This is a genomic window from Cupriavidus sp. MEYA8 (assembly GCF_059278825.1).
Genome location: NZ_CM181221.1, coordinates 3,608,244 through 3,627,388, shown reverse-complemented (window position 1 = coordinate 3,627,388; position 19,145 = coordinate 3,608,244). Strand labels below are relative to the sequence as shown.

The 19,145-nt window shown below is 66.7% G+C and carries 15 protein-coding genes; 6 read left to right on the top strand and 9 right to left on the bottom strand.

The genetic code is table 11. The features are described from left to right. Nucleotides 1–217 precede the first annotated feature (217 nt). The 3 genes from AC5WJ1_RS16940 to AC5WJ1_RS16930 form a co-directional block, all read right to left on the bottom strand. Complete coding sequence (locus tag AC5WJ1_RS16940; protein ID WP_135706173.1) at nt 218–856, bottom strand: MOSC domain-containing protein; 639 nt, start codon at nt 854–856, stop codon at nt 218–220. Between the two features lie 171 nt (nt 857–1,027). Further along, nucleotides 1,028–2,212, bottom strand: coding sequence for an MFS transporter (locus tag AC5WJ1_RS16935; RefSeq protein ID WP_133096607.1), 1,185 nt, complete (start codon nt 2,210–2,212; stop codon nt 1,028–1,030). A gap of 278 nt (nt 2,213–2,490) precedes the next feature. After that, nucleotides 2,491–3,516, bottom strand: a complete 1,026-nt coding sequence (locus AC5WJ1_RS16930; RefSeq protein WP_135706172.1) for a D-2-hydroxyacid dehydrogenase family protein — start codon at nt 3,514–3,516, stop codon at nt 2,491–2,493. 522 nt (nt 3,517–4,038) lie between these two features. Here AC5WJ1_RS16930 and AC5WJ1_RS16925 point away from each other — a divergent pair. Then, nucleotides 4,039–5,895, top strand: coding sequence for a phosphoenolpyruvate carboxykinase (GTP) (locus tag AC5WJ1_RS16925; protein ID WP_135706171.1), 1,857 nt, complete (start codon nt 4,039–4,041; stop codon nt 5,893–5,895). Between the two features lie 129 nt (nt 5,896–6,024). Here AC5WJ1_RS16925 and AC5WJ1_RS16920 read toward each other — a convergent pair whose 3' ends face one another. Then, a complete protein-coding gene (locus AC5WJ1_RS16920) occupies nt 6,025–6,699 on the bottom strand; it encodes a response regulator (protein WP_135706170.1) in 675 nt (224 codons plus the stop codon). Continuing rightward, the gene (locus AC5WJ1_RS16915) at nt 6,696–8,114 is read right to left on the bottom strand and encodes a cache domain-containing protein (protein WP_434033289.1); all 1,419 of its coding nucleotides are present in this window, start codon (nt 8,112–8,114) and stop codon (nt 6,696–6,698) included. The genes AC5WJ1_RS16920 and AC5WJ1_RS16915 overlap by 4 nt, the downstream gene beginning before the upstream one ends. Before the next feature lie 391 nt (nt 8,115–8,505). On the opposite strand from AC5WJ1_RS16915, the gene AC5WJ1_RS16910 reads away from it, so the two are divergent. The 3 genes from AC5WJ1_RS16910 (at nt 8,506) to AC5WJ1_RS16900 (ending at nt 11,481) form a co-directional block, all read left to right on the top strand. Then, on the top strand, nt 8,506–10,578 hold the full coding sequence (locus tag AC5WJ1_RS16910; RefSeq protein ID WP_133096602.1) for a carbon starvation CstA family protein: 2,073 nt from the start codon (nt 8,506–8,508) through the stop codon (nt 10,576–10,578). Between the two features lie 25 nt (nt 10,579–10,603). Further along, nucleotides 10,604–10,798, top strand: a complete 195-nt coding sequence (locus tag AC5WJ1_RS16905) for a YbdD/YjiX family protein (protein ID WP_012354346.1) — start codon at nt 10,604–10,606, stop codon at nt 10,796–10,798. Nucleotides 10,799–11,025: 227 nt separating this feature from the next. After that, nucleotides 11,026–11,481, top strand: a complete 456-nt coding sequence (locus AC5WJ1_RS16900; protein ID WP_133096601.1) for a hypothetical protein — start codon at nt 11,026–11,028, stop codon at nt 11,479–11,481. 294 nt (nt 11,482–11,775) lie between these two features. Here AC5WJ1_RS16900 and AC5WJ1_RS16895 read toward each other — a convergent pair whose 3' ends face one another. After that, a complete protein-coding gene (locus AC5WJ1_RS16895; protein WP_494476235.1) occupies nt 11,776–12,063 on the bottom strand; it encodes a hypothetical protein in 288 nt (95 codons plus the stop codon). A gap of 202 nt (nt 12,064–12,265) precedes the next feature. On the opposite strand from AC5WJ1_RS16895, the gene AC5WJ1_RS16890 reads away from it, so the two are divergent. Both AC5WJ1_RS16890 and AC5WJ1_RS16885 read left to right on the top strand, forming a co-directional pair. Then, nucleotides 12,266–13,207, top strand: a complete 942-nt coding sequence (locus AC5WJ1_RS16890) for a LysR family transcriptional regulator (RefSeq protein WP_133096599.1) — start codon at nt 12,266–12,268, stop codon at nt 13,205–13,207. 49 nt (nt 13,208–13,256) lie between these two features. Then, nucleotides 13,257–14,564: an IS4 family transposase gene (locus tag AC5WJ1_RS16885; protein ID WP_494476234.1), complete on the top strand. Its 1,308-nt coding sequence runs from the start codon at nt 13,257–13,259 to the stop codon at nt 14,562–14,564. A 39-nt stretch (nt 14,565–14,603) separates the two neighbouring features. Here AC5WJ1_RS16885 and AC5WJ1_RS16880 read toward each other — a convergent pair whose 3' ends face one another. The 3 genes from AC5WJ1_RS16880 to dprA all read right to left on the bottom strand — a co-directional run bounded on the left by AC5WJ1_RS16880 (nt 14,604) and on the right by dprA (nt 19,126). Then, nucleotides 14,604–17,318, bottom strand: a complete 2,715-nt coding sequence (locus AC5WJ1_RS16880; RefSeq protein WP_195427878.1) for a DNA topoisomerase III — start codon at nt 17,316–17,318, stop codon at nt 14,604–14,606. A gap of 148 nt (nt 17,319–17,466) precedes the next feature. After that, nucleotides 17,467–17,871 carry a thioredoxin family protein gene (locus AC5WJ1_RS16875; RefSeq protein ID WP_494476233.1) on the bottom strand — a complete coding sequence of 135 codons (405 nt, stop codon included), beginning with the start codon at nt 17,869–17,871 and terminating at the stop codon, nt 17,467–17,469. Nucleotides 17,872–17,965: 94 nt separating this feature from the next. Beyond that, complete coding sequence (gene dprA / locus AC5WJ1_RS16870; protein WP_243736962.1) at nt 17,966–19,126, bottom strand: DNA-processing protein DprA; 1,161 nt, start codon at nt 19,124–19,126, stop codon at nt 17,966–17,968. Nucleotides 19,127–19,145 lie beyond the last annotated feature (19 nt).

The following is a 19,145-nucleotide window of genomic DNA, read 5'->3' as shown; positions in this document are numbered from 1 at the left end:
CCGCGCCGGCTTGTTGTGATCGAATGTCGCCGGCGCGTGCTGCGCAAAGACTCTACTAGTACCGCGCTTCGCCGGCCGGAGCCAGCGTCGCGTATTACAGTCCGTTACAGGGGTGTAAGGCGGTATCGGGAAGACGGGCGCCGGCAAGCGCCCTCCGGACCACGGAGGAAACCGGAAATGAAGTTGGCGAGGCGCTTGTATCGTTAGACAAACATTATCAGAAAAGCTGCCGCCGGCTGTCACGACGCCACTGGTTGACGCTGTCGATCGACAGTTCGCGTGGCCCCGGCTGCACAATGATGGCGTCGCCGGCGCGAACCTGGCCGGTCACCAGCACGCTCAGGTAGACGCCCGAATACCCGCTCTGCACCATGTCGCGCACCGCGTGGCGGTAGCCGAGCGCGGCATTGAACTTGTAGCAGGGCCGGCGCGGCGCCTCCACCCGCAGCAGCGCCGTCCCGGCGCGCACCAGGTCGCCGATCCACAGGTCGGACTCCAGCAGGCCTTCCAGGCTCAGGTTCTCGCCCAGAGCGCCGAACGGCAGCGGCTGTGCCGATTCGGGTTGCCCGCAAGCGCGCCGGCGCGCATTCCACCAGGGGTAGTGCTCGGACGGATAGGCGTAGACCGCCTTGTCCCGGCCGCCGTGGACGGTCAGGTCGGCCTGCTCGTCGCCGGCCATGCCCAGCGGCCGCACCTGCACCGAGAGCGGGTGCAGCAGGGTGCTGACGGGATGCTTGCGGATGCCGGACAGCACCACCGCCTCGGTGCCTGCGCCGGCCACGACCAGCGGGATCGCCTTGCCAAGGCTCACGGCCAGCACGCGTGCATTGCCTTGCCAGCGTCCGGAATCGCTCACGTGCGCCCCCGCTTGTGGTTGTGGAAAGAGATGTGGATAAGCTGCGGATATCCCTGAGGATAAGGGGGCGGATAACACTGTGGACAAGTGCTTCGTGCGGTGCCTCACAAGACGCCGCGTGCACGGCGAGGCAGGTCGCTCCCGGGGACAGGACGCCCCCGGGCCTTGGTTTCAGCCGGCGTTGGGAGCCTGCTGCGGAGCCTGCGGGCGCTGCCACTGGCAGCCCAGCGAACGGGCGCGCTGCGACACCGCCAGCGCCGCCAGCATCAGCGCCGCGGCGCCCCAGTGCAGCGAATCGACCCCGGCCAGGGTATAGATGCCGGCGCCGGCCATCGCGCCTGCAGCCTGCCCGAGGTAGATCGACGAAGAGTTCAGCGAGATCGAGGCCGAGGCGCGCTCCGGCGCCAGCAAGACCAGCCGCGCCTGCTGCGCGCTGTTGGTGGCAAACCCGCCCAGCCCCCACAGCATGAACAGCAGCACCAGCGCCACGCCGCCCAGGCCCGCCAGCGGCCACAGCACCATGGCGGTCACCGAGGTCAGCAGGGCCACCTGCACGATCCGGCTCGGGGTGACGCGATCCATGCGCGACGCCGCCAGCGCATTGCCGAACACGCCGCAGGCGCCATAGGCCAGGAACATCAGGCTGAGCGCGCCGCCGCTGATGCCGTAGACATCGCGCATCAGCGGCGCGACATAGGTAAACATGGTGAACATGCCGGCCGACGACACCATGGTGGTCAGCACCACCAGCATGACCGGCTTGTGGCGCAGCACCGCGGCCCAGGCCTCGCGCCCCACCGGCTCCACGTACAGCCCGCGCGGCAGCGCCCGCCAGACCGCCGCCGACACCAGCAGCGCCAGTGCGCCCACCAGGCCCATGCTGACGCGCCAGCCCAGCGTGGTCGAGATCCAGGTGCCCAGTGGCACGCCCACCACGCTGGCGACGCTCCAGCCCAGGAAGACAAAGCTGATGGCACGGCCGCGCGTCTGCGCATTGACCAGCAGCGGCAGCGTCGCCGCGGTCTGCGGTGTGTAGATGGCGGCGCCGATCGCCGTCAGGAAGCGGATCACCATCAGCGCCGCGAAGCTGGGCGCAAAGGCGGCCGCCAGGTGCATCACCGCATAGACCAGCAGCGACCCCGCCAGCAGCAAGCGGCGGTCGATGCGCGAACCCAGCGTGGCAAACAGCGGCGCGCCCACGCAGGTGGCCAGCGCGAATACTGAAATCAGCTGCCCGGCACTGGCCGCGCCCAGCCCGAAATCCCCGGCAATATCGTTCAACATGCCGGTCACGATCATCGCGCCGGTGCCGATGACGAAATTGCCGACGCAGAGCGTCACGAGCCTGGGATCCATGCCGGCCTTGGGAAGAGGGGGTGCGCGCGGGCGCTTGTTGTTGTCGGGGCTGCCGCCATGGCCGTTGCGGCCGGCGGTTAGGGAAGTCCCGAGTGTAGCGGGATTGGCGGATTCGCGTTGACAGCGCAATCCGCCCTGGCCATAGCCCACGCCATGTGAACCAGGCTCCCCTCTGCCGCGCTCGCTCCCGCGAAGTGGGAGAGGGGTGGGGGAGCCTCTACGAAGTGACGCGAGGCGGAATGCCAGCGCCGACCCGCCCCGGCAGCTACCGTAACGCCTCAGCGCGACAGCGCCGGTGTCAACGCCTTGGGATTGACGATGCAGCCGTGATTGCCGCCCAGCACGTCCAGGATGTTCTGGAAAGCCGTGCGGAAGTACAGCTCATAGCTGTCGCGCTCGACATAGCCCAGGTGCGGCGTGCAGATGCAGTTCTCCATGCGCAGCAGCGCGTGCCCCTGCAGGATCGGCTCGGATTCGAACACGTCGACCGCCGCCATGCCCGGGCGGCCGCGGTTAAGCGCGGTGACCAGCGCGTTCTCTTCCAGCAGCTCGGCGCGGCTGGTGTTGACGAACAGCGCGGTGGGCTTCATCCGCGTCAGGTCGGTCAGCTTGACGATGCCGCGGGTGTCGTCGTTCAGCCGCAGGTGCAGCGACAAAACGTCGCTGTCGGCAAAAAACTGGTCCTTGGAGGCGGCCACGTCCAGCCCGTCGGCGCGCGCGGCCTCCAGCGAGGCCTCGCGGCCCCACACCATCACCCGCATGCCGAAGGCCTTGCCATAGCCGGCCAGCAGGCGGCCGATCTTGCCGTAGCCCCAGATGCCCAGGGTCTGGCCGCGCAGCATCTGGCCCAGCCCGAAGTTGGGCGGCATGGTGGTCGATTTCAGCCCCGATTGCTGCCACGCGCCGTGCTTGAGGCTGGCCACGTACTGCGGAATGCGCCGCTGCGCGGCCATGATCAGCGCCCAGGTCAGCTCGGCCGGCGCCACCGGCGAGCCGACGCCTTCCAGCACCGCCACGCCGCGGTCGGTGGCGGCATCCAGGTCGATATGGCTGCCCGGACCGGCGCCGACCTTGCCGGTCTGGCTGATCAGCTTCAGTTTCGGCAGTTTTTCCAGCAGTTGCCGGGTGATACGGGTGCGTTCGCGGATCAGCACCACGGCTTCCACGTCCGACAGGCGCGCTGCCAGCTGGCCCACGCCCTTGACGGTGTTGTTGAACACCTTGACGTCGTGTCCCTCCAGCAGGCTGAAGCACGGCAGCTTGCGCACGGCGTCCTGGTAATCGTCGAGTACGGCAATCTTCATCGGCAACTCTGGTTTGTCTTCCGGCGCTTGTGCCGGTTGGTGCGCGCGGCAACCGAGCCGCGCGCCGCCCAACAGTATTGTGGATAACCCAGCGTCGGCGCCAGCATGCCGGCCCGCCGCGAGGTGGAACATCTCTTGCGAAACAACGGCGTCAATTGTTGCGCAGCAAAAAACAGGGGGGTGCGCCAGTGGTATCCTTGCCCGCTCCGGTGCCGCCGCGGATTGTCGGTCGAGCCTTGCTCCCGACACGCGGTTGCCGCCGGACAAAGCCCGCCCGGCGCGCGCAGATACCCCTGCGCGGGCGAAGCGCAACTGTAGCGCAGCCGCAGGGACCGCCGCGACCTTTTGCACAACACGGGCCGCCGCGGAGTTGTAACGGGATGTGACGATCGGGACAGGGCCATCTCCCATGCCGCGATCCCGCGATTCCGTCCCCCGCGCGAGCAACGGACCAACCGCCCGCCGGCCAGGCTTTGCAAGGTTTCCTTCCCTTCCTTCCCTTTACAAACCTGGAGTTGCAGTATGAACCACCCCTCGATGCAAGGCACGGCGCCAGTGAATGCCCCGGCCTGGGTCAAGCACCCCAAGCTGGTTGCCTGGGTCGCCGGAATCGCCGCGCTGACCAAGCCCGACAATATCTACTGGTGCGACGGCTCGCAGGAAGAATATGACCGCCTGTGCGAGCAGATGGTCGCCGCCGGCACCATGAAGCGGCTGAACCCGGCCAAGCGCAAGAACTCGTTCCTGGCGCTGTCGGATCCGTCGGACGTGGCCCGCGTTGAAGACCGCACCTTTATCTGCTCGGAACGGCAGGAAGACGCCGGCCCCACCAACAACTGGACCGCCCCGGCCGAGATGCGCCAGACGCTGAATGGCCTGTTCGAAGGCTGCATGCGCGGCCGCACGCTGTACGTGGTGCCGTTCTCGATGGGCCCGCTGGGCTCGCCGATCGCCCATATCGGCGTGGAACTGTCCGATTCGCCGTATGTGGCGGTCAATATGCGCATCATGACGCGCATGGGCCGGGCCGTGTATGACGTGCTGGGCACCGACGGCGAGTTCGTGCCGTGCGTGCACACCGTCGGCAAGCCGCTCGCCGCCGGCGAGAAGGACGTGCCGTGGCCGTGCAACCCGACCAAGTACATCGTCCATTTCCCGGAAACGCGCGAGATCTGGTCGTTCGGCTCGGGCTACGGCGGCAACGCGCTGCTGGGCAAAAAGTGTTTTGCGCTGCGCATTGCGTCGACCATGGGCCGCGATGAAGGCTGGCTCGCCGAGCACATGCTGATCCTGGGCGTAACCTCGCCCGAGGGCAAGAAGTACCACGTGGCCGCGGCGTTCCCGTCGGCCTGCGGCAAGACCAACTTCGCCATGCTGATTCCGCCCAAGGGCTTCGAGGGCTGGAAGGTCACCACCATCGGCGACGACATCGCCTGGATCAAGCCGGGCCAGGATGGCCGCCTGTACGCGATCAACCCGGAAGCCGGCTTCTTCGGCGTGGCCCCGGGCACCAGCGAGAAGACCAACTACAACGCGATGGCGACGCTGAAGGAGAACGTCATCTTCACCAACGTGGCGCTGACCGACGACGGCGACGTGTGGTGGGAAGGCATGACCAAAGAAGCGCCGGCTCACCTGATCGACTGGCAGGGCAAGGACTGGACCCCGGAAATCGCCAGGGAGACCGGCGCCAAGGCTGCCCACCCGAACTCGCGCTTCACCGCGCCGGCGTCGCAGTGCCCGTCGATCGACGAGAGCTGGGACAACCCGGCCGGCGTACCCATTGATGCGTTCATCTTCGGCGGCCGCCGCTCGACCACCGTGCCGCTGGTGACCGAGGCCCGCAACTGGACCGAAGGCGTGTACATGGCCGCCACCATGGGTTCGGAAACCACCGCCGCGGCCGCTGGCCAGCAAGGCGTGGTGCGCCGCGACCCGTTCGCCATGCTGCCGTTCTGCGGCTACAACATGAGCGACTACTTCGGCCACTGGCTGGCACTGGGCCAGAAGCTGGAAGTCGCGGGCGCGAAGCTGCCGAAGATCTACTGCGTCAACTGGTTCCGCAAGGACGCCGACGGCAACTTCGTGTGGCCGGGCTTCGGCGACAACATGCGCGTGCTGTCGTGGATGATCGATCGCGTGGAAGGCAAGGGGCAGGGCGCCGAACACATGTTTGGCACGACGCCGCGATATGAGGATCTGAACTGGAATGGGGTGGAGTTCTCCCCGGCGCAATTTGCGCAGGTGACCTCGATTGATCGCGATGCCTGGCGGGAGGAACTGGCGCTGCATGATGCGCTGTTCACGCAGCTGAATCATCGCCTGCCGCAGGCGCTGGCGGAAACGCGCGCGGCGCTGGGCAAGCGGCTGGAGGGCTAAGCCGCTGCCGGTTTGCTCCCCTCTCCCCGTGAGGTCCGTGAGGGGAGAGGGAGAACACCTTGCCAAGGCGAGTTCGGGCGGCCTGGGAGCACCCAGAACCGCACTCCTTTTCGGCGTCCTGGGGGCCTGTCAGCCCCCCTCGCTATCCCCCAGCGTCTCCACCGCATACTTCACCAACCCCGAGCGCCCTTCGATCCCCAGCTTGCGTTTCAGGTTGAGCCGGTGTGTTTCGACCGTCCGCACCGATACGCCCAGTTGCGCCGCAATCTCCTTGTTGGCCATCCCGCGCCCGATGCAGCCCAGGATGTCGCGCTCGCGCCGGGTCAGCGCATCCAGCGGTCCCGGGCTCTGCTCGGCCATGCCGCGCGCGATGCGGGCACTGTAGAACACCCGCCCCGCCAGCACCGACTGGATCGCCGCCATCAGCTCATCGGCCGGCGCATCCTTCAGCACATAGCCCCGCGCCCCCGCCCGCACTGCCTGCCGCACATACTCCAGGTTGTCGTGCATCGACACGATCAGTACCGCCAGCTCCGGATACCGGTCATGGAGCGCGGCCGCCAGCGCAATGCCGCCCATGCCGCGCATGCCGATATCGGTGATCACCAGGTCCGGCAGGTCGGCCTCGCCGGCACGGTCCAGCCACGCGAGCGCCGCCTCGCCGCCATCGGCCTCGCCGACCACGCGCAGCCCCGGCTGCAGCGCCAGGTGCATGCGCATGCCGTCGCGCACCAGCGCGTGATCGTCGATCAGCAATACGCGCGCCGGTGCGCCGGTGTGGCTCGATTCAGGGGAACGTGTCATGACTGCGAAGGTCCGGCGGAAACAGGATCATGCGAAACGGCTGCGGGCTTTGGCGCAGGCTTCGCCAGGGGCAGCGACGCCACCAGCTCGGTGCCGCCGGTGCCGGAAACAATATCGAACTGCCCGCACAACGCGGCGATGCGCTCGCCCAGGTTGCGCAGGCCGATGCCGCGCCGGGGATCGCGCTGCATGCTCGGCACGTCGAAACCGGCGCCGTCGTCGCGCACCGTGAGCCGGGTGGCGTCGGCGTCGAATGCCAGCGACACGCTGACGTGCCGGGCGTTTGCGTGGCGTTCCACGTTGGTCAGCGCCTCCTGGGCGATGCGGAACAGCGCGGTGGCCTGCTCGTCGGGCAACTCGCGCGGGGTACCTGACTGAATCACCGAGATCTGCAGCCGGCTGCCGCCCTGCATCTCGCGCGCCAGGTGCTGGAGCGCGGCAAAGAGACCGAGGTCGTCCAGCAATGCCGGCCGCAAATTGCGCGCCACCCGCCGCACTTCATTGAAAACCGTGTCGAGCCGGTTCAGCGCCATGCCCAGCACCGGCGCCACCGCGGCGCCTTCGGTCGGAGCCAGCCGCAGCCGGTTGGTAGCGGTTTCCAGCACCAGCTTGACCGACACCAGCAACTGGCTGATGCCGTCGTGCAGTTCGCGCGACAGCCGTGCCCGCTCCTCCTCCTGCGACTGCACCACCCGCTGCGCAAGCTGGCGCAGCTTGGCATCGGCCTCGCGATGCTCGCTGACATTGAGCGCGAGGCCGCTGGCCGCTACCAGCAGGATGCTGATCGCGGCGATCACGCCGATCCAGGCCATGGTCTCCCGGATATCGGTCTCGGCACGGGCATCGAGCTGGCGCAGCGTGCTTTCCACGTCGTCCAGGTAGATGCCGGTGCCGAGCATCCAGCCCCATTCGGGCACCGACACCACGTAGCCGAGCTTGGGTACCAGTTGCTGCGATGACGGCTTTTTCCACAGGTACCGCACCGCGCCGCCTCCGCCCCTGGCCGCCGCGATCAGCTGCTGGATGGTGAGCGATCCCTGCGGGTCGCGCATGGTCCACAAGTCCTGGCCGACCAGCTCGGGCTGGCGCGGGTGCATCAGGTTGCGGCCCTGCAGGTCGTACAGGAAGAAATAGCCGTCCGGCCCGTAGTCGAGCCGGGCCAGCGCCTCCATTGCCGCCTGGTGCGTGGCCAGATCAGTGCGGCCCGACCGCACCATCGGCGCGATCGCGCTCTGCGCCAGTTCTACGTAGTGGCGCAGCTCCATTTCCTTGCTTTGCAGGTAAGCGGCTTCGACCAGCGCGCGCTCATGCTGCGCGAGCTGGGTCGCCTGGTAGCGCACGGCAAGCGCGATGCCCAGCATGGCCACCGCAAGGGGCGCCACCGCGAGCAACAGGATCTTCTGGCGGAGTTTCATACAGGACCGGGGGTAAACACCGATGCCGCGCAGGCGGCATGCCACCGTCGATTTGCGTAGTACTACGCAGAAGTGCTGCGTAGTTACGCGCTTGTGCGGGGTTTGGCGGGTGTCAATACTACACGCCGGATGCGCAGGCCGCCCCAACAAGGCGCGCGTATCCACGCAGCTGGTGCACCGGCCTATCCGGATGGTGCACCGCCTGCCTGCAAGACGAGATCCGGAAACGACACGAACCGGGCGAGCAGCAGCCAGATCCCAGGAGACACCTTCACCGCCGGATTGCCCAGCTGCCCGCCCAGGCGCGCCCGCCGCCAACCCAGCCCGTTGCCAGTTACCAGTCCTTCGCCGCCGCAGGCTTTCCAAATCCCGGTCTGAGGAGACCTTCACTATGAATCGCATCGGAGAACACCTGGTGTGGCTGGCCGTCGCCGTGCTCGGCGCGTTTGCCTTCGGCACCGTCGCGCTGGCGCGCGGCGAGGCCGTCAGCGCACTGTGGATCGTGGTCGCCGCGCTCTGCATATACCTGATCGCCTACCGCTACTACAGCCGCTTTATCGCCGACAAGGTGATGCAGCTCGACCCGAAACGCATGACGCCGGCCTGGCGCCATAACGACGGCCTGGACTACGTGCCGACCAACAAGGCGGTTCTGTTCGGCCACCACTTCGCCGCGATCGCCGGGGCCGGCCCGCTGGTCGGCCCGGTGCTGGCCGCGCAGATGGGCTACATGCCCGGCATGCTGTGGCTGCTGGCCGGCGTGGTATTCGCCGGCGCGGTGCAGGACTTCATGGTGCTGTTCATCTCCACGCGCCGCGACGGCCGCTCGCTGGGCGACCTGGTCAAGTCCGAAATGGGCACGGTGCCGGGCCTGATCGCGCTGTTCGGCTGCTTCATGATCATGATCATCATCCTGGCGGTGCTGGCGCTGATCGTGGTGAAGGCGCTGGCCGATTCGCCGTGGGGCACCTTCACCGTGGCGGTGACCATCCCCATCGCCATCTTCATGGGCATCTACACCCGCTACATCCGTCCGGGCCGCATCGGCGAAGTATCCGTGATCGGCTTCGTGCTGCTGATGATGGCGATCATCGGCGGCCAGTACGTGCATGAAAGCGCGACGCTGGCCCCGCTGTTCACCTACGACGGCAAGGCGCTGACCTGGATGCTGATCATTTACGGCTTCATCGCCGCCGTGCTGCCGGTGTGGCTGCTGCTGGCCCCGCGCGACTACCTGTCGACCTTCCTGAAGATCGGCACCATCATCGCGCTGGCGGTGGGCATCGTGATCGTGGCGCCGGAGCTGAAGATGCCGGCCTTCACGCAGTTCGCCGAGGGCGGCGGCCCGGTGTGGTCGGGCAACCTGTTCCCGTTCCTGTTCATCACCATCGCCTGCGGCGCGGTGTCGGGCTTCCATGCGCTGATCTCGTCGGGCACCACGCCCAAGCTGCTGGAGAACGAGACCCACGCGCGCTTCATCGGCTACGGCGCGATGCTGGCCGAGTCCTTCGTCGCCATCATGGCGCTGGTGGCCGCCGCGGTGATCGAGCCGGGCGTGTACTTCGCCATGAACAGCCCCGCGGCCGTGATCGGCACCACGCCGGAAGCGGTGGCGCAGGCGGTCTCGACCTGGGGCTTCGTGATCACGCCTGACGTGCTGGTGCAGACCGCCAAGGACGTCGGCGAGAACACCATCATCTCGCGCGCCGGCGGCGCGCCGACGCTGGCCGTGGGCATCGCGCACATCCTGCACCAGGTGGTGGGCGGCCAGGCCATGATGGCGTTCTGGTACCACTTCGCGATCCTGTTCGAGGCACTGTTCATCCTGACCGCCGTCGACGCGGGCACCCGTGCCGGCCGCTTCATGCTGCAGGACCTGCTGGGCAGCTTTATCCCGTCGATGCGCAAGACCGACTCGCTGCCCGCCAACCTGATCGCCACCGGGCTGTGCGTGGCGGCCTGGGGCTACTTCCTGTACCAGGGCGTGGTCGATCCGCTGGGCGGCATCAACACCCTGTGGCCGCTGTTCGGCATCTCCAACCAGATGCTGGCCGCGGTGGCGCTGGTGCTGGGTACCTGCGTGCTGGTCAAGATGAAGCGCGGCCAGTACGCCTGGGTCACGCTGGTGCCGACCGTCTGGCTGCTGATCTGCACGCTGACTGCCGGCTGGCAGAAGCTGTTCCACGCCGACCCGAAGGTCAGTTTCCTGACCCACGCCGCCAAGTTCAGCGCCGCCATTGCCGAAGGCAAGGTGCTGGCCCCGGCCAAGTCGATGGAGCAGATGCACCGCATCGTCTTCAACGACTACCTGGACGCCGGCCTGTGCGCGCTGTTCATGGTGGTGGTGCTGTCGATCGTGTTCTATGGCTTCAAGACCGCGCTGCAGGCCCGCGCGGTGAACCGCCCGACCGACAAGGAAACGCCGTTCGAGCCGCTGCCAGGCGCGGCTTCGGCCCAGTCCTGACCCTGACCTCGACAAGGAGCCCGCCATGCTGGAACAACTGGGTACGATGGGGCGTTATCTCGGGCAGTCGCTGCGGCTGATGGTCGGCTTGCCCGACTACCAGACCTATGTGGCGCACATGGAGAGCACGCATCCGGACCGCGCGCCGATGAGCTACGAAGAGTTCTTCCGCGAGCGCCAGGAAGCGCGCTACGGCGGCGGGCAGGGCAAGTGCTGCTGAGCACACGGTAAAATACGCATCCGGGCCCTGGCCCGGGTGCAGACAAAGCAGACAGGCGATCACATGATCGCCTGTCTTTTTGTTAGGTGTTGTATTTTCACCGCGCTTTTATTGCCCAGTTACGCCGTTTCTGTGGGGGGTTACAGGGCTTTACAGGTAGTTACAGCAAGCGTGGGGCTCCTTCTCTACACTTGCGACACATCATGGCAATTCAAAGGACAAGACATATGACTCGCCATCCCGTTCGCAATCTGACCATTGCCCTCGCCCTGGCGGCCAGCGCGCTGCCGGCCTTCGCGGGCGACATGAACAACGCCCTGGGCGGCGCGCTCGGCGGCGTCGCCGGTGCCGCAGTGGGCGGCGCGCTCGGCGGCAGCACCGGCGCAGTGATCGGTGGTGCGGTGGGTGGCGGCGCAGGCGGCGCCGTGACGTCCAACCGCCGCGAGCGCACCGGCGCCATCATCGGCGGCGCGCTGGGCGGTGGCGCGGGTACCGCGGCGGGCAACGCCATGGGCGGCCGTACCGGCGGCCTGATTGGCGCCGGCCTGGGGGGCGGTGCCGGTGCGGCGCTGGGCGGCAATATCTCGCGCAGCAATTCGTATGCAGACGACCGTCGTTATTACAACAACGGCCACTACAAGCACAAGAAGCACAAGCATCGCCATCACCACGATCACGACTGATCTGCCGGGGTGAAGCAAAAACGGGCCGCAAGGGCCCGTTTCTTATTTGTGCCGTCTGGCATAATCGATTTCAGTGCGGCGCCCGACCTGCCGCGCACCGAAACAAAGAAGCCCGCAGCCGGACATGCCGGTTGCGGGCTTCTTCTCCAATAAAGCGGGAGAGGGCGTTTGACTCTCTCCCAAAGCCGGTTGGAGACCAGGCAGAAACAGAAGGGGCCGCTCTGGGGAGGAGCGGCCCCGGATCGCGCGTGCAGGAGCCTTGTTGCGGTAGCGGACCCCGGAGGGACGGGCCCCTTACAGCGGCGCGCGATCGGTACCGATTTCGTACTTTGCGCCGTCGGCAAAGGCGTCGAACTTGCCGGCGCGGGCGCCATTGGTGTAGGTGTCGAACTTGCCAGCCTTGGCACCGTCAGCGAACACGTCGTACTTGCCGGCCTTGGCGCCGTCCGTGTAGACGTCGTACCTGGCCGCCTTGGCACCGTCGGTGAACACATCGAACTTGCCTGCCTTGGCAAAGGCCGGCGAAGCGGACAGGGCAGCGGCGATGGTGGCGACAGCGATCAGGGCGGAGCGGTTTTTCATGATTCAGGCCTTCTTTATAGCTTGGATGCCTCCGCCAGCACTTTGGCTGAAACAGGATTGTTGCATTGCGGCATCCGATGGGTAGATATTAGGCATTTCCCTCATATCAATAAATATCAGGATCCACAATGATTAGTTCTGATTCCAACAATAAAGCAGCCTGAACGCGTAAGGATTCAGCGCAGAAACGGGAGACTATGTCATGGATCGCCTGCAATCGATGCGTGTGTTTTCCAAGGTGGTGGAACTGGGAAGCTTCGCGCGTGCAGCGCAACAGCTGGAAATGTCCAACGCCGTGGTCACCCGCTACGTCGCCGACCTGGAAAGCCACCTGGGCACCCGGCTGCTGAACCGGACCACTCGCAGCCTGTCGCTGACCGACGCCGGCGAAACCTACCTGCAGCGCTGCCAGCAGATCCTCGAGGATGTGGAAGAGGCCGAAAGCGTGGTCGCCGCGCGCAGCCAGTCGCTGTCGGGCACGCTGCGGCTGGTGACGCCGGTGATGTTCGGCCTGCACCTGCTGCCCGAACTGCTATCGCGCTTCCAGCAGCTCTATCCGGATGTGGTGTTCGACGTGCTGCTGTCCGACCGCAACGTCGACATCGTCGAGGAAGGCCGCGACGTGGCCGTAATGCTGTCAGACCTGGGACTGGGCTCGCATCTTGTGGCACGCCCGCTGCTGTCGGCCGAAGTGATCCTGTGTGCATCGCCCGGCTACGTGGCCGCGCACGCGCCGCTGCGCCATGCGCACGAGCTGAGCCACCATCGCTGCATCGCGATGCGGCTGCCCAACGCCGAACACGAATGGACGCTGCTCGGGCCCGAGGGCGAGGTGACCGTGCCGATCCGCCCTGGCCTGCTGTGCAGCAATGCCGAGCTGGCGCACCAGGCTGCGCTGGCCAATATGGGCGTGGCCATGCTGTCTTCCTACCTGGCCCGGCCGAATATCGAATCTGGCAAGCTGGTCCATGTGTTGCCGCAGTATCAGTTGCCACGGCGGGACGTCAGCGTGGTCTACCCGAGCCGGAAGTTCCTGCCGACCAAGGTCCGTGCGTTTATCGATTTCCTGCTGGAGGAAGGGCAGGTGAAGGGCAAGGCGGAGGACGCCGAGCCGCGGCACCCGGCGCATAGCGTCAGCACGTAAGTCCTGGAAGTCCTGGAAGTCCTGGGAAGGGCCGGCGGCTGATTCCGGATTGCAAAAGGGGCCCTTGCGGGCTAATGCCGTTCCGGCCAGTTTTGCCCGGCTCAGCGAGCACCTGCCGATGGCTTGGATTGAGCAAGCGCTGGCAGCCTCGGGGACAGCGTCCGTTCGCCGGCGCCGACTGCCAGCAGAGCAGGTGGTCTGGCTGGTCATCGCGCTGGCGCTCTATCGGCACCAATCGATTCCCGATGTGCTGGAGACGCTGGACCTGGCACTGCCCAACGATGCCAACGCCTGTGTCAGCAAGAGCGGGATCGCCCAAGCCCGCGAGCGGCTTGGAGACAAGCCTCTGTTGTGGCTGTTCGAGCAGACCGCACGGGCGTGGGTGGCTCAGGATGCTGCGCACTACAAATGGAAGGGCTTGGCGCTTTACGCCATGGATGGGACCACCTTCCGCACTGCCGATAGCCCTGAGAATCGCCTCCACTTTGGCGCGCAGAGCTACGCCAGCGGCAAGGTCGCCAGCTATCCACAAGTCCGCGGGGTCTCGCTCACGGCTGTTCCCACCCATCTTGTTGCCGATATCGCCTTTGGCTGCTACGGGCGCAACGAGATGCTCTATGCCAAGGAGCTCATTGAGCGGATCCCGGATCATTCGTTAACGATCTTTGACAAGGGCTTTCTGGCCGCAGAGATCCTGTGGGGCTTGCGCATGGGCGGCAGCGAGCGCCACTTCCTGATCCCCGCTAAGAAGAATCTGCAGTGGGAGTTGCTCTCAGGCAACGAGGGCGATGGCATCGTCCAGATGAAGGTCTCGCCTCAGGCTCGCCGCAAGAATCCTGCCTTGCCAGAGACTTGGACAGCTCGCGCGATCCGGGACGAGGACTCAGACCGCGTCCTGTTGACCTCGTTGACAGACCGTCGGCGCTTCAAGGCAGCCGACATCATTGGGTGCTACAAGCGCCGTTGGGAAATCGAAACCAGCTATCGGGAACTGAAGCAGACGATGCTCGGGGCCGAACTGACCTTGCGCAGCCGCCAGCCTGAGGGCGTGCATCAGGAAATCTGGGGGGCACTGATTGCGTACAACCTGGTGCGTCTGGAGATGGCCAAGGCTGCGCTCGAGGCCCGCGCCGAGCCCACCGACTTGAGCTTTGTGCTGGCCTTGCGCCTGATACAGGGCGAGTTGATCTGGGCAGCCGGCATGGCCCCAGGCAAGCTGCCGGCCCACCTGCAGCGCATGCGCGCCAAACTTCAGTTGGCGATCGTCCAAAAGCGACGGGGGCGTAAGTGCCCCCGTGAAGTCAAAGCCCTGCCTAAGCGCTACACCGTCCGGTTCCTCAGAAAGGACCTTAACTGAACGGCATTAGCCCTTGCGGGCCCCTTTGCCGTTACGGTGTCACTCGCCCGCTTCGACAGCGGTCTTGCGCGCCGCGCTCTTGGCGGGCACCTTCTTGGCCGCGGTCTTGGTGGCGGCGGTCTTCTTCGCTGCCGTCTTCGCTGCCGTCTTCGCCGCTGTCTTTGTGGCCGTCTTCGTGGCCGCGGTCTTGGCCGACGCCTTGCCCTCCGGTGCCTCCGCCGGCTCGGCATCGGCCACCTTGGCCGCGCCACGCGATCCCGTCTTTGCCGCAGTCTTGGCGCCCGGCTTGGGCTCGCGCGCCTCGAACTCGAAGCCGATCTTGCCGTCCGGCTGCTTGACCAGGAAGGCCTTGAAGTTGCGGCCGGTGCGCGACGACTTGAAGCCGGTCAGCAGGTCGGTCTTGCCGTCATTGAGCAGCTTGCCGATCTGCTCGCGGCTGATCTCCTGCTGCAGGATGATCTTGCCGGTGGTGAAGTCGCAGCTCTTGGGGCTGGCCACGCTGTTCTCGCAGACGTACTTCATGCCGTGCTCGAACACCGCGCCGCCGCACTTGGGGCAGGTGCCGACCGGCTCCTGGCCGCTGAAGTCGACCGGCTCGCCGTCGCCCTCGTCGTCATTCTGGCCGAAGTCGAACTCCATCTTGAAATTGCCTTCGTCGTCCTTGCCCAGCTTGAGGATGGCGGCGAACGGGCGGCCCATCTTGCTGCGGAAGCCCTGCAGCGGACCGATTTCCTTCTTCAGCAGCAGTTCCTCGACCTCTTCGATCTCGAACTGGCGCCCGCCGGGGATCTTGCTGATCGAGAACTCGCACGCGGTGCAGGCGAAGCGGCGATAGTTCTCCTTGACCTGCCCGCCGCACTGCGGGCAGGGCGTGTCCAGCGTGGCGTAGTCGCCCGGGATGGTGTCGCTGTCGTATTCCTTGGCGCGCTTGACGATCTGCTGCGTCATCTGCGCGATCTCGAGCATGAACTCGTCGCGCTTCAGGCGCCCGCGCTCGATCTGCGAGAGCTTGTGCTCCCACTCGCCGGTCAGTTCGGCCTGCGTCAGTTCCTGCACGCCCAGCCCGCGCAGCAGCGTCATCAGCTGGAACGCCTTGGCGGTGGGGATCAGCTCGCGGCCTTCGCGCACCAGGTACTTCTCGGTCAGCAGGCCTTCGATGATCGCCGCGCGCGTGGCCGGGGTGCCCAGGCCCTTGCCGGCCATGGCCTCGCGCAGCGCGTCGTCGTCCACCAGCTTGCCGGCGCCTTCCATGGCCGACAGCAGCGTGGCTTCGTTGTAGCGCGCGGGCGGCTTGGTGGTCAGGCCGACGCTCTCGACCTTGTCGGTCTTGACTTTCTCGTCCTTGGCCACCGGCACCAGGTTGGCGGCATCCTTGTCGCCTTGCGCCTCGCGGCCATAGATCACCAGCCAGCCGGGGTTGACCAGCACCTTGCCTTCGGTCTTGAAGTGGTGTCCGGCAACTTCGGTGATGCGGGTCGTGACCTGGAACTCGGCGGCCGGGAAGAACACCGCCAGGAAGCGGCGCACCACCAGGTCATACAGCTTCTGTTCCGGCTCCGACAGATTCTTTGGCGCCTGCAGCGTCGGGATGATGGCGAAGTGGTCGCTGATCTTGCTGTTGTCGAAGATCTTCTTGTTCGGGCGTACCCAGCCCTGCGACAGGATCTTCTTCGCGTGCGGCAGGTAGTTGGGCGAGCTGTCGGCCAGCATGTCCATGGTCTGCTTGACCGTGTCCATGTAGTCTTCGGGCAGCGCGCGGGCGTCGGTACGCGGGTAGGTCAGGACCTTGTGCTTCTCATACAGCGCCTGCGCCAGGCCCAGCGTGTTCTTGGCCGAGAAGCCGAAACGCGAGTTGGCCTCGCGCTGCAGCGTGGTCAGGTCGAACAGTGCCGGCGACTGCTGCGTCGACGGCTTGGATTCCTCGGTGACGGTGCCTGGCTTGTCGCGGCAGGCGGCAACGATGCTCTTGGCCTCGGCCTCGCTCCACAGGCGCGACTCGCGCGCCTCGGGATCGAACTCGCTCTTCTTGAACTTGGGGTCGAACCAGCGGCCTTCGTACAGGCCCGCGGCGGCGATGAACTCGGCGCGCACTTCCCAGTAGTCGCGCGGGACGAAGTGCTTGATCTTCTCTTCGCGCTCGACCACGATCGACAGCGTCGGCGTCTGCACGCGGCCCACGGTGGTCAGGAAGAAGCCGCCGCCCTTGCTGTTGAAGGCGGTCATCGCGCGCGTGCCGTTGATGCCGACCAGCCAGTCGGCCTCGGAACGGCAGCGTGCGGCGTCGGCCAGCGGCAGCATGTCCTCGTCCTCGCGCAGGCTGGCGAAGCCGTCGCGGATGGCCTGCGGCGTCATCGACTGCAGCCACAGGCGGCGGATCGGCTGTTTGGCCTTGGCCTGCTGCGCGATCAGGCGGAAGATCAGTTCACCCTCGCGCCCCGCGTCGCAGGCGTTGATCAGGCCGGTCACGTCCTTGCGCTTGATCAGGCGGTTCAGCACCTTCAGGCGCGACTCGGTCTTGGCGATCGGGCGCAGGTCAAAATGCGGCGGGATCACCGGCAGGTTGGCAAAACTCCATTTGCCGCGCTTGACCTCGTATTCGTCCGGGGCGGCAATCTCGACCAGGTGGCCAACTGCCGAAGACAGCACGTAGTCGTCGCTCTCGAAATACTCGTCGTGCTTGGTAAACCCCCCGAGGGCACGGGCGATATCCGCCGCGACCGACGGTTTTTCCGCGATGATGAGGGCTTTTGACATGGGAAAGGGTCCTTGCGAGCCGCTTCCGGCAACCCGCTAATTGCACTGCAAACGTAGTAATCAGAACGCCGGGAGGCTTTGAGGCGCCAATAATAAGCGCGGTTTCAACGACGGTGCAAGCAAGCGCCATCGTTGTCGCCGGCACCGCCTAGGCGGCGCCAGCCTCCCCGGCAAGTAGCCAGTCCAGCAACTGTGGCACATCTTCGGCGCTTGCCGGCATCGCGCCACCGCGCGTCAGCATGCGCTCCAGCACCTCGACATGCGGCAGCAGCGTGCCATAGAACTGCGGCGCGCCGCCCGACGCCGGCTGTACCAGCAGCGTCGGGAAGTTCTCGATGTCGATATCGCCGAGCGCATCGGCATGGGTCTCGATATCGATCCAGACGAAACAGTCCTGCGGATGGCGCCCGGCAAGTGTCTCCAGGGCCTTCAGGTAATCCCGGCAGGTACCGCACCACTGCGCGCACAGGCAAGCCACCAGACGGCCCTGTGGCCGCGCCGCCAGGCATTCGGCAATCGCGGCGGCGTCACGCTCGGGAAAGTAAACGGTCATGGCATCGGAGTCATGTGGCGTCCGCGACATGCGGACGCCGGCGATTGTATCGGTATCGGGGGCCATGCCCCCTTGCTGTGGCAAAACGCCTGGTTCAGCCGAGGCGCCGGAACAGGTTTCCCGGTAGACGTTCGGCCATGCCGGCCAGTTCCAGCTCCAGCAGGCGCGCCGCGACCGTCTCCGGGGGCTGGCCGCTGCGCTCGCACAGCGCGTCCAGCGTAACCGGATCGTAGCCGAGTGCCGGCAACAGGGTATCAGCCGGTTCTGAAAGCCGGGCCTTGCCGGTGACATCGTGGTCCGGAGCCGCAACGACCGGGACCGGGGGTGGGGCGGGGGCGCCAAGTTCGTCGAGCACGTCCGCTACCGATTCCACCAGCTTCGCCCCCTGGCCGATCAGCAGGTGGCAGCCGCGCGACAGCGGCGCGTGGATCGAACCGGGAATCGCGAACACCTCGCGCCCGAGGTCCGCCGCCAGCCGCGCCGTGATCAGCGAACCCGAGCGCGCTGCCGCCTCGACCACCAGCACGCCGCGCGCAAGCGCTGCGATGATGCGGTTGCGCCGCGGGAAGTTGGCCGCCAGCCCGCGCATGCCGAGGGGGAACTCGGTGACGATGGCGCCGCGCTGCGCCACCTCGCGGGCCAATGAAAGGTTCTCCGCGGGATAGACGCGGTCGGCCCCGGTGCCGATCACCGCCACCGTGCCGCCGCAGCCGCGCAGGCCGCCCGCATGGGCGGCCGCGTCGATGCCCTGCGCCAGGCCCGAAACCACCGTCAGCCCCGACTCGGACAAGCCTTGCCCGAACGTCAGCGCGTCGCGCGTGCCCTGCGCGGTGGCCGAGCGCGCGCCGACGATGGCCACGGCGGGGCGGGCCAGCATCGCGGGATCGCCCTGGATATATAGCAGCGGCGGCGGATCGGCCAGGTCGAACAGGCGTCGGGGATAGGCGTCGTCGGCGAGCGTAACGAGGTGGTTGCCGGGCGTGTCGAGCCAGCGCAGCGTCCGGCCGGCCAGCGCCGACACCGCGGCGCCGGGGGCAGCCAGCACGGCGCGCGCCAGCCTGGCCGGTACCACCGCCGACAGCGCCGCCACGCTTTGCGCCAGCACCTGCTGCGGCAGCCCGAATGCCGCCATCAGGCGCCGCATCGCCACAGGGCCGACGCCGGGTGCGTTGGCCAGCCGCAGCCACGCGAGCACGTCAGGCGGCTCGCGCGTGCTGTCCTGCCGGATCTCGCCGGCCAGGGGCAATGCCTTCACGCCATCCCCCAAGGCCGGT